Origin of the sequence: Actinomadura logoneensis (genome assembly GCF_003428695.1) — a bacterium.
Classification (GTDB): Bacteria; Actinomycetota; Actinomycetes; order Streptosporangiales; family Streptosporangiaceae; genus Spirillospora; species Spirillospora logoneensis.
This window is the reverse complement of sequence record NZ_QURH01000242.1, coordinates 1-9,268: the sequence shown is the minus strand read 5'-3', so window position 1 is coordinate 9,268 and position 9,268 is coordinate 1. Positions and strand designations below refer to the sequence as shown.

Below are 9,268 nucleotides of genomic sequence, written 5' to 3'. Positions count from 1 at the left end.
GCCGCGCCGCAGCAGCCGGCCGCCGCGGGCGCGTCCGGCGGCGACACCGGCGAGGGCAAGCTCCCGACCGTGGACGAGCTGCTCCAGCGCATCCAGAGCGACCGGCAGCGCTCGTCCGGCGGCGGCCCGGCCACGGCGGGCGGCGGGATCGGCGCGGACAAGCCGTTCGGCAACTCGCTGGCCGACCCGCTGAGCGACCCGCTCGGCGCGCCCCCGTTCAGCGGCTCGGGCAGCCCGTCGAGCAGCCCGTCCGCGAGCGGCGGCGGCCCGACCGGCGGCTACCAGGCCGCGCCGACGTACAACGACGACCCGCTGTCCTCCGGACGCGACTCGTACGGCTCGTACGGCGGCGCGACGGGCGGCCAGCCCACCACCGGCGCGGCCGGCGGCGCGGGCGGCTCGGCAGGCGAGCAGGGCCGCTACGGCGACTTCGGCGGCGGCTACGGCAACGACCCGCTGACGTCCCGCGACACCGGCCCCCGTCCGGCCGGGGCCTTCGACCCGAACGCCACGCAGGCGTACGGCTCGGGGTACGAGTCCAGCGGCAACGGCTCCTACAACCCGTCCTACGGCAGCGGCGGCCAGGAGCAGAACCCGCCGCAGCAGGACGACTGGCAGAGTCACCGCGACTACCGCCGCTGACCCGGACACGACGAACCCGAACACGACGAAGAGGCCGCCCACCCGGGCGGCCTCTTCGCGTTCCGGCCCACTTCGCGTTCCGACCCACTTCGCGTTCCGACCCACTTCGCGTTTCCGGCCCACTTCGCGTTTCCGGCCTCTGCGCTCGGGCCTCCGCTGGCGGCCCACGCCTGTCAGGCTCGGTTCTCCGGTCTTCCGCCATCCCCCCGGCTCCGACGACCCCGGCCAGGCCCGCGATACGGGTTTTCGCAGGTGGGACGCGCCCGCGACTGCTTGGATACGGACTGTGAAAGCTCCTTCACACACAGCCGACGTGGCGGCCTCGTTCGTCGTGTTCCTCGTCGCGGTGCCGTTGGCGCTGGCCGTCGCGGTGGCCTCGGGGGCGCCGGTCGCCGCGGGACTGGTCGCGGCCGTCGTCGGCGGGATCGCCGGAGGACTGGCGGGCGGCTCGCCCCTGCAGGTCAGCGGGCCCGCCGCGGGGCTGGCGGTCGTCGTCGCCGAGCTCGTCCACGCCTACGGATGGCGCGCCACCTGCGGGGTCACGCTGCTTGCCGGGGTGCTCCAGGTCGCGCTGGGCACGGCGCGGATCGCCCGCGCCGCGCTGGCCGTCTCCCCCGCCGTCGTCCAGGGCATGCTCGCGGGTGTCGGGCTGGCGCTCGTCCTGTCGCAGCTGCACGTCATGCTCGGCGGAAGGCCGCAGGGCTCGGCGGTCGCGAACCTGACCGAGCTGCCGGGCCGGCTCGTGCGCGCCCACGGTCCCTCGGTCGGGGTGGCGGTCGCGACGATCGCCGTCCTGCTCCTGTGGACGTACGTGCGACGGCGGTACGAGGGCGGAGGACGGGCCACCGGAGCGGTCCTGCGCGTGCCCGCCGCCGTCCCCGCCGTGGTGGTCGCCTCGGCCGGGGCGTGGGCGCTGCACTGGGACGTCCCCCGCGTGGACCTCCCGGAGCGGCTGTTCGACGGGTGGCGCCCGCCGGTGCTGCCGGACGCGCCGGTCCACGAGATCGTCGGGGCGGTCGCGGCCGTGGCGGTGGTCGCGGCCGTGGAGTCACTGCTGAGCGCGGTCGCGGTGGAACGGCGGCGGCCCGACGGCGTCGCGCGCGCCGACCTGGACCGCGAACTGCTCGGGCAGGGCGCGGCGAACGCGGTGTCCGGGCTGCTCGGCGGGGTGCCGGTCGCGGGCGGGATCGTCCGGGGCACGGCGAACCTGGACGCGGGCGCGCGGACGCGGGCGTCCTGCGTCCTGCACGGTGTCTGGGTCCTGGTCGCGGTGGTGGGCGGGGCGGCGCTGGTCGAGCGGATCCCGCTGTCCGCGCTGGCCGGGATCCTGGTGGTGCTCGGGTTCCGGATGCTGGACACGGCCCGGCTGCGCGACCTGTGGAACCACCGGGAGGTCCCCGTCCACGTGGCGACGGCGGCGGGGGTGCTGCTGCTCGGGCTGGGCGAGGGGGTCCTGGCCGGCATGGCGGTCGCCGGGGTGCTGGCGCTGCGGCGGCTCACCCGGCTGACCGTCCGGGTCGAGGAGGCGGTGCCGAGCGCGGACGACCGGCCGGACCGGCCCACCTGGCACGTGGTCGTGGAGGGGACACTGACGTTCCTCGGGGTGCCGCGGCTGTCACGGGCGCTGGCCGCCGTCCCACCCGGCGCGAAGGTCGATCTGGACCTGAACGTGGACTTCATGGACCATGCCGCGTTCGAGGCGGTGCACCGCTGGAGGCTGGGGCACGAACGGCTCGGCGGCGGGGTCGACATCGACGAGGTTCACGAGTCTTGGTATGAAAGAGCCGTGACAGGTGATTTGTCTGGCCAGCGCAAGTCGGCCCCGGGTTCCCGCTGGTGGGCGCCCTGGGCGAACCGCCGCCGCCGTCCGGCGACCGCCCCCGGGGCCGCCCCGGGGACACCCAGCGACCTGCTGCTGTCCGGTATCCGCGAATACCAGGGGCAGACGGCGCCGCTGGTCCGTCCGATCATGTCCGAGCTCGCCTTCGAGCAGAAGCCGAAGCACCTGTTCATCACCTGCGTGGACTCGCGCGTGGTGCCGAACATCATCACCGCCTCCGGCCCGGGCGACCTGTTCATCAACCGGAACGTCGGCAACATGGTGCCCCGGCACGGGTCCGTCCCGCCGGACGACTCGGTCGCCGCGACCGTCGAGTACGCGCTGAACGTCCTCGGCATCCGGACGATCACCGTCTGCGGCCACTCCAACTGCGGCGCGATGGCGGCGCTGCTGGCCGGCGGCAAGGAGGTCGAGCACCTGGCCTCCCTCAGCCGCTGGATCCGGCACGGCGAGCCGAGCCTCGCCCGCTTCATGGAGGCCGAGCCCGCCCCGGACGAGTCGCCGATGACCCGGCTCTGCCGGCTGAACGTCGTCCAGCAGCTGGAGAACCTGGAGAGCTACCCGTGGCTGCGCGCCCTGGTGGACTCCGGCGAGCTGGAGCTGGTCGGCCTCTACCTCGATCTGGAGACGGCCGACGTGCACATGCTCGACCGCGCGTCCGGGACCTTCGGCCCGGTGCCCGGCGACCACCGCACGTCGGTCTGACGATCACGCCGGTCCGACGGCCACGTCGGTCCGACGGCCGTGGGCCGCCCCCGGGCGAGAGGGGCGGCCCGGCCCCCGACGGTCAGCGACCCACCAGTTCCTCATCGCCACCGCGGGTGTCCAGAACGCCGTCGCGGGCATGCGGAACGCCACCGCGGGTGCCTGGAACGCTGCGGACATCCGGTCCCTCGACACCCCTGACGTACATCCCGGTCACGCGTCGCGCCCGCCGGGTGCCGCGGCTGTCCGCGGGGACGAAGAACACGTCCCGGCGGCTCGCGCGGGCGAACGCCAGCAGGTAGAACAGCACCACGAGCATCAGGAAAAGCGCGGCCACCGCCACCGACACGATGATCATGAGCGCTCCTCTCCGCGGTTCCCGTGCGCCGGGTACCGCCCCCTCGCCGATCCCGCGGCCGGATCGACCGCGTACTTCGGACGTTAAGCGCCCCTTCCATGCCGCTCTGTGTCCCATGACCCGATCCTCCTGAGTCACGGAACCCACGCCGGACGTCCCTTTCCACCACTTCCGGACGGCCTACCGCCGGCACCCCCCCCGCGTCCTCCCGGCCGTCGACCCGGCCGGGTGGCCACAGCCCGCGCCGTCCGGTACGACTTGTCGGCCGTCCTGTTCCGCGTGATCGAGAGTTGATCACTACTGTCGGTAACAGGGCCTTGGCAGGCGCACACCGGTCAACGCGCAAAGATCACCGAAACCGCGGACACCAGCGCCGCGGGTCGGAGAGAGGATTGGGGCGGACGAGTCGGCCTGTAAGCCGGGTTTTGTGCCGTCCCTCGCGGGGCGGCGACGGCCATCCATCTCGGGCCGCCGTTGCCGACGGCCTCCAGCGGTCTACCCGCAGGCATCGGGCGGGCCGCCCTCGAACGCCTGCGCGGGAAGCGTCGCTTCCCTTCTTGACCTTGCTCCGGGTGGGGTTTACCTGGCCGCCCACGTCACCGTGGGCGCCGGTGAGCTCTTACCTCACCGTTTCACCCTTACCACCTGGCGGTGGCGGTCTGTTTTCTGTGGCACTGTCCCGCGGGTCGCCCCGGGTCGGTGTTACCGACCACCCTGCCCTGTGGAGCCCGGACTTTCCTCGGCGGGGCCATGCCCCGACGCGGCCGTCCGGCCGGCTCGTCCGCCGTGGGTCAAGGGTACCGGCTGCGGGAGGCGGCCCGGTGCGGCGGACGGCCCGGGCGGCGGGGGTCAGGCGTCCAGGTGGTGGACGTCGTTGAAGGCGTGCAGGCTGGCCGGGCCGTCGTCGTACCAGTCGATCCGGGTGAGGGACGCGGTGTCCAGGCGCATCCGGTACAGGGACGACAGCGGCGCGCCCAGGGCGTCCGCGACGAGCAGCTTGATCGGCGTGACGTGCGAGACGACCAGGACGTGCTGGTGCCGGTAGCGGACCTTCAGCTTGTCCAGGGCCGTCCGGACGCGCCGGGCGACGGCCTCGAAGCTCTCGCCGCCGGGCGGGGCCGCGGACGGGTCGGCCAGCCACGCCGACAGGGCGGCGGGGTCGCGCTCGGACGCCTCGCGGAAGGTCAGGCCCTCCCACTCGCCGAAGTCGGTCTCGCGGAAGCCGTCCTCGACCCGGACCTCCAGGCCGGTGACGGCGGCGGCCTCGGCGGCCGTCGCGCGGCAGCGGTCCAGCGGCGAGGTCACGATCGCCCCGATGTCCGGCAGGGCGCGCGCGGCGGCGCGGGCCTGGGCGAGGCCCTCCTCGGTCAGCGGGACGTCGCTGGACCCGGCGAAGCGCTTCTCGGCCGACAGCGGCGTCTCGCCGTGGCGGAGCAGCAGGGTGCGCGTGGGCGTGGTCGTGGCGGCCGACCAGACCCGCGTGGGGGCGGGCGCGGGCTCCTCCTCGACCCGCAGCCGCCACTCCTCGCCGCGCGCGGCGGCGTCCATCGCCTCGTTCGCCAGCCGGTCGGCGTGCCCGTTGCGCTCGCGCGGGATCCACTCGTAGGACACCGCGCCGAGCCCGGACGCGATCTGCCGGGCGCGCTCGGCGAGCGGACGCATGTCCGGATGCTTGATCTTCCAGCGGCCGGACATCTGCTCGACGACCAGCTTGGAGTCCATCCGGACGGCGACCCGCGCGTCGGACGCGATCTCGGCGGCGGCGGTCAGCCCGGCGATCAGGCCCCGGTACTCGGCGACGTTGTTGGTGGCCAGGCCGATCGCCTCGGCGGTCTCGGCCAGCACCTCGCCGGTCACGGCGTCCTTCACCAGGGCGCCGTAGCCGGCGGGCCCCGGGTTGCCCCGCGACCCGCCGTCGGCCTCGACGACCAGTCGGCGTCCAACCGTCACCGCGCGTCCTTCCGGGAGTCCGGCGTCACAGGCCCGACTCGGCGGTGCGGACGAGGATGCGGCGGCACTCCTCGCAGCGCAGCACGTCGTCGTCGGCGGCGGCCCGGATGCGGTTCAGGTCGACGGTGTTGAGCGCGAGGTGGCAGCCCTGGCAGGAGCCCCGGTACAGGACCGCCGCGCCCACGCCGCCGAACTGGCCGCGCAGCTTCTCGTAGAGGGCGACCAGGTCGTCCGGGACGTCCTTGGCGACGCCGGTGCGGGCCGTGGTGGTGAGCCCGGCCTCCTCGTCGATCTTGGACTGCTCGGCGTTCAGCCGCTCGGTCAGGGCGGCCAGCTCGGACGCCGAGCCGTCGGCCTCGGCCCGCAGCGCGTTCACCCGCGCCTCGGCCTCCTCCCGCCGCTCCATGATCTCCAGCACGACCTCCTCCAGGTCGGACTGGCGGCGGCCCAGGGACTCGATCTCGGCCTGCAGCGACGCCAGGTCCTTGGCGGAGGTGACGGTGCCCGAGTCGAGGCGCTTGCGGTCGCGGTCGGCCCGGGTGCGGACCTGGTCGACGTCCTGCTCGGCCTTCCTCTGCTCGCGCTCCAGGTCGCCGAGCTCGGTCTCGGCGGCGACGATCTGGTCGCGCAGCTCGGCGCGGCGCGCGTTCAGCCGCTCGATCTCGGCGAGCTCCGGCAGCGTGCGGCGGCGGTGCGCCAGGCGGTCGAGCGAGCTGTCGAGCTCCTGCAGGTCGATCAGGCGCTGCTGGGCTTGCGGTGCGGCTTTCACTTCACTCCTTCGTTGTTGGCACCGTGCAGGCGCCAGGCGTCGGTGACCGCCGTGGACACGCGGGTCGTCACGTCGAGCGCGTCGGTCAGCGCCGCGGCGGCGTCCGCCAGCCACGGGTGCTCGGTGGCCCAGTGCGCCGCGTCCAGCAGCGCCGGGCCCCCGGCCTCGACGAACTCCGACGCGGGATGGTGCCGCAGGTCGGCGGTGAGGTAGACGTCGACGTCCGCCGCGCGGACGTCGTCGAGCAGCGAGTCTCCCGCGCCGCCGCACACCGCGACGGTGCGGACGGGGCGGGGTCGGCGGTGAGGTAGACGTCGACGTCCGCCGCGCGGACGTCGTCGAGCAGCGAGTCTCCCGCGCCGCCGCACACCGCGACGGTGCGGACGGGGCGGTCGGGGTCGCCGGCGGCGCGGACGCCCCAGACGGTGGCGGGCAGCCCGGCGGCGGCCCGCGCGGTGAACTCCGCCAGCGTGAGGGTCTCGGGCAGGGCGCCGATCCGCCCGAGCCCGCGGCGCGGGTCGTCGGCGGACGGCACGATCGGGCGCAGCCCGCCGGTCACGCCGACCGCGCGGGCCAGCGCGTCCGACACGCCGGGGACGGCGACGTCGGCGTTGGTGTGCGCGGTGAACAGCGCGACGTCGTTCTTGATCAGCCGGTGCACGAGACGGCCCTTGGGCGTGTCGGCGGGGACGCCGTGCACGCCGCGCAGCAGCAGCGGGTGGTGGGTGAGGACCAGGTCGGCCCCCCACTCCAGCGCCTCGTCCACGACGGCGGCCACCGGGTCGACCGCGAGCAGCACGCGGCGGACCTCCTGGCCGGGGTCCCCGCAGACGAGCCCGACCGCGTCCCAGGACTCGGCCCAGGCGGGCGGATACAGGTCGTCCAGGACGGCGATGACTTGGGAGAGACGCACGCCCCGCAGGCTACCGCCCCGGAGGCCGTCCGCCGAGCCGGTGGCGCGCCCCGGGAGTCGCCGGGCCGCGCCGGCGAACGGCTATCGTGTGCAGACCCCGGGTCCGCCCATCCGGACGGTAGCCGGACGATCACGATGGGCAGGTATCCGGAGGACGGGAGGCACACCGGCTCCCTCCGGGGCGGGCGGCCGAAGCCATCGGCCGGACGGCGCGGATCATTCTGGAAGCTCGTCGCGTTGGAGTTGAGTGTGAAGTCACCGTTCCGTCGCCGTAAGCGCGTCAAGGGCCGCCCCATGGGCACCACCGCCAAGCAGACCGAGCCCGAGGTCATCGAGTGGCCGCGGGAGGGCACCGGCAGGTCGTCGCTGATGGGCGCCATCCGCGGGGACGGCGAGACCGGCGCGAGCATGGGCGGCGGCCTCTTCGAGGACCTGGCGTCCGCCTTCGAAGGCTCCAAGAAGGTCAAGCAGGAGGAGCAGGAGCGCCAGCGCACGCTGAAGCACGACGACATGCTCCAGGCGGGCGACGCCGGCCGCGACGACCTGGCGACGGGCCGCATCCGCATCCGCCGGTCCGGTCCGGGCGGCTCCCCGGCTCCGCAGGAGTAGAGCTTTCGGGCGGGGTCCGCTTCGGGGGCCTCCCGGTAAGGGGTCGGGCTCCGGGCGGAGGCGCCGGCCCTCCTCTCTCGCCGCTCGCCTCTGAGGGTGGGCGGCGTTTCGCCGCCGTCCGGCCGGGGCCGCTCCCCGGGACGGCGGACGTCGCCCGATCGAACAGGTTTTCGACCTTGGGGTAGTCTGGGCAGGTGAGCAGCTTCGTCCCGCCCGGCTGGCCGCCGCAGGTGCACCCGCCGGGGACCGACCGGTTCGAGGAGACCGCGCTCGCCTGGCTGCTGGAGCTCGTCCCGCCCGAGTACCGGCGCTACGGCGTGCTGCGCCGCTACCCCGTCGCGCTCGCCCGGATGGCGCGGCACCACGTCACCGCCGCCGTCGAGGCCGCGCGCGAGGGGTTCCGCTCGGCGCGCGTCGACCTCGCCGGGGCCGTTCCGCCGCACGGCATCGAGGCCGTCCTCGAGACCTACCGCCGGGAGGGCGCCCGGCTCGTCCAGCTCGCCCAGGCCGTCGCCCTGGTCGAACAGGCGCTGCGCGATCGCGGCGAGAACCCCCGTCCGCCTTCGGCGTAGCGGCGCGACCCTCCGTCGCCTTCCGGCATGGCCGCGCCGATCTCTGGCCCGCGCGGTGGCGCGAGCGTGTGCCTTCCGTCGGGTGGACACTCGTCCCCTGTCGGCGTGGCGTGGCCGTCCGGTCAGGGGGTGCGGCCGGTCGCCACGGCGGTGAGGAAGCGCGGGGCGCGGTGGGTGTGGCCGTCCAGGCGCCCCACGACCTCTGCCCGGACGCGCGGGACGTCCGCCAGCGGGACGAGCGCGACGGCGCAGCGGCCCAGGGCGCGTCCGCCGAGGGCCCCGGCGTCGCGGGCCGCCGAGAGCGCCAGGTCGAGCGTCGGACGGCCCGGCACGTGCACCTCGGTGAGCAGCGGACCGAGACCGGCCGGGTATCCCGCGCGCAGCGCCGCGGCGGCGCGCTCCACCAGACCGGGGTCCGTTTCGGCCGGGATCGCCCGCTCGGTCGCGCCCACGTCGATCAGCAGCAGCCGCAGCCCGGCGGCGTGCAGGTCGAACGGGACCTGCTCCGGGCCGTCCGCCGTGATCAGCAGGGCGTGCCCGGCGCGGGAGTGCAGCGCGGCGAGGTACTCGGGCGTCGCGGCGGACGGTCCGGACGCCAGCGGCGGCCCGTGCAGGTCGCCGAGCGCCATCGCCGCCGCGCACACCGTCTCCGCGCCGGACAGCAGGCCGGTCTCCGCCGGGAGCTCGCAGTCCACGACCATCCGCACCGCGGGCGGCGGGTCGGCGTGCGCGCGCAGCGCCTCGACCGCGCCCGCCGCCCAGTCCGGGGCCGCGTCCAGCGAGGTGCACCGGTCGGTGTGGTGGTTCATGGAGAACAGGTCCACGCCGCCGTCCGGGTGCGGGCCCACCGCGACGACCGCGCCCCACGCGAGGGCGACGGCCAGCGCCGGGCCGCGCGCCGCGTCCGGCG

8 protein-coding genes, 1 other RNA gene and 2 pseudogenes are annotated in these 9,268 nt (G+C 75.3%); 4 read left to right on the top strand and 7 right to left on the bottom strand.

Annotation, left to right across the window (positions count from 1 at the left end; all coding sequences use genetic code 11):
* Together DZF91_RS39795 and DZF91_RS14195 are read left to right on the top strand one after the other, a co-directional pair.
* Positions 1-642: pseudogene (locus DZF91_RS39795) on the top strand (hypothetical protein); the annotation flags it as partial.
* A 313-nt stretch (positions 643-955) separates the two neighbouring features.
* Complete coding sequence (locus DZF91_RS14195; protein ID WP_235834281.1) at positions 956-3,187, top strand: SulP family inorganic anion transporter; 2,232 nt, start codon at positions 956-958, stop codon at positions 3,185-3,187.
* Between the two features lie 82 nt (positions 3,188-3,269).
* On the opposite strand, the gene DZF91_RS14190 is transcribed toward DZF91_RS14195, so the two are convergent.
* From DZF91_RS14190 to DZF91_RS14170, 6 genes and pseudogenes are all read right to left on the bottom strand, one after another.
* Positions 3,270-3,545, bottom strand: a complete 276-nt coding sequence (locus tag DZF91_RS14190; protein ID WP_117357942.1) for a hypothetical protein — start codon at positions 3,543-3,545, stop codon at positions 3,270-3,272.
* A 398-nt stretch (positions 3,546-3,943) separates the two neighbouring features.
* An RNA gene (rnpB, locus tag DZF91_RS14185) (RNase P RNA component class A) lies at positions 3,944-4,325 on the bottom strand.
* Positions 4,326-4,394: 69 nt separating this feature from the next.
* Positions 4,395-5,495 (bottom strand): bifunctional RNase H/acid phosphatase, encoded by a 1,101-nt coding sequence (locus tag DZF91_RS14180; RefSeq protein WP_117357941.1) that lies wholly within the window; start codon positions 5,493-5,495, stop codon positions 4,395-4,397.
* Between the two features lie 25 nt (positions 5,496-5,520).
* On the bottom strand, positions 5,521-6,264 hold the full coding sequence (locus DZF91_RS14175; RefSeq protein WP_117357940.1) for a zinc ribbon domain-containing protein: 744 nt from the start codon (positions 6,262-6,264) through the stop codon (positions 5,521-5,523).
* Positions 6,261-6,536, bottom strand: a complete 276-nt coding sequence (locus DZF91_RS43160) for a Nif3-like dinuclear metal center hexameric protein (RefSeq protein WP_407920911.1) — start codon at positions 6,534-6,536, stop codon at positions 6,261-6,263. Before DZF91_RS43160 ends, DZF91_RS14175 begins: the two co-directional genes overlap by 4 nt.
* Before the next feature lie 80 nt (positions 6,537-6,616).
* Positions 6,617-7,177 (bottom strand): annotated as a pseudogene (locus DZF91_RS14170) (Nif3-like dinuclear metal center hexameric protein); the annotation flags it as partial.
* A gap of 294 nt (positions 7,178-7,471) precedes the next feature.
* Here DZF91_RS14170 and DZF91_RS14165 point away from each other — a divergent pair.
* Positions 7,472-7,786 (top strand): DUF6191 domain-containing protein, encoded by a 315-nt coding sequence (locus tag DZF91_RS14165; protein ID WP_235834280.1) that lies wholly within the window; start codon positions 7,472-7,474, stop codon positions 7,784-7,786.
* Between the two features lie 194 nt (positions 7,787-7,980).
* Positions 7,981-8,358 (top strand): hypothetical protein, encoded by a 378-nt coding sequence (locus DZF91_RS14160; RefSeq protein WP_117357938.1) that lies wholly within the window; start codon positions 7,981-7,983, stop codon positions 8,356-8,358.
* A 122-nt stretch (positions 8,359-8,480) separates the two neighbouring features.
* Here DZF91_RS14160 and DZF91_RS39790 read toward each other — a convergent pair.
* Positions 8,481-9,268 (bottom strand): GHMP family kinase ATP-binding protein (locus DZF91_RS39790; protein WP_117357937.1); only part of this gene is annotated, 788 nt, incomplete at its 5' end.